Annotated in this window: 2 protein-coding genes; both read left to right on the top strand. The window is 65.7% G+C overall.

Going from position 1 to position 936, the window contains the following annotated elements:
- The coding region (locus tag AC1DWF_RS32840) for an N-acetyltransferase family protein (RefSeq protein WP_476842698.1) at positions 1-375 on the top strand (375 nt) is incomplete at its 5' end.
- Positions 376-561: 186 nt separating this feature from the next.
- The coding region (locus AC1DWF_RS32835) for a 3-keto-disaccharide hydrolase (RefSeq protein ID WP_476842697.1) at positions 562-936 on the top strand (375 nt) is incomplete at its 3' end.

Below are 936 nucleotides of genomic sequence, written 5' to 3'. Positions count from 1 at the left end.
GAGGCGGGCTGCGCCTGGCTCGTGGCCGAGAACGAAGGCGAGATCGTCGGCTACGGCTATTTCACCCAGATCCGTGACCGCAGCGCCTATCGCTACACGGCCGAGGACAGCATCTATGTCCGCGACGACGTGCGCGGCATGGGCGTGGGCAAGGCGCTGGTGCAGGCGCTGCTGCACCGCGCGACGGAGCGCGGCTTCCGCCAGATGATCGCCGTTATCGGCGACAGCGACAATGTGGGCTCCATCGGCCTGCACGCCTCACTCGGCTTCCGCAATGTCGGCGTGATGAAGGCCGTCGGCATGAAGTTCGGCCAATGGGTGGATGTGGTCACCATGCAGCGCGCGCTGGGCGAGGGCGAGCGCACCATTCCCTGAAGTCATGGGTTCCAAGGGCCTCTCGGCCTTTGGCAGGGCACCCCTCGTGCTGCACCTCGACTGCCGCAACCAACGATCTCCGCCCGACAAACAGCCGCCGTGCGCCACCGACGGTTCGAGTTGTAGCGCATCACCGGTCCTGCCAGAGTTGACCCACAATAATAAGCCTTGTGGGAGGAACCTCTGATGGAACGTCGATCCTTTGTGTCATTGCTGGCCGGTACGGCAGGGATTGTCGGCTGGCGCAGTCCTGCCCTTGCACAGGCGAGGGCCATGGTGCCGATGTTCAACGGCCGGGACTTCACGGGCTGGGACCGCATCGGCAACGCCAATTGGCGGGTGGAGGACGGCGCCCTTGTCGCCGACCGTGGCAATGGCTTCCTGGTCTCGCAGCAGGACTATCGCGACTTCCAGCTGCGGGCCGAGGTCTTCATCGACACCCACTCCAACAGCGGCATCTTCATCCGCTGCTCCGACCCGACGACGGTCGGCGCCGCCAMCGCCTACGAGGTGAACMTCTGGGACGAGCGCCCGGAGCAGCGCTACGGCACCGGCGCCATC

This window comes from Aminobacter sp. P4_D5 (assembly GCF_056401815.1).
Note: the sequence above shows the minus strand (reverse complement) of the source record. Positions and strands in the feature narration are given on the sequence as shown.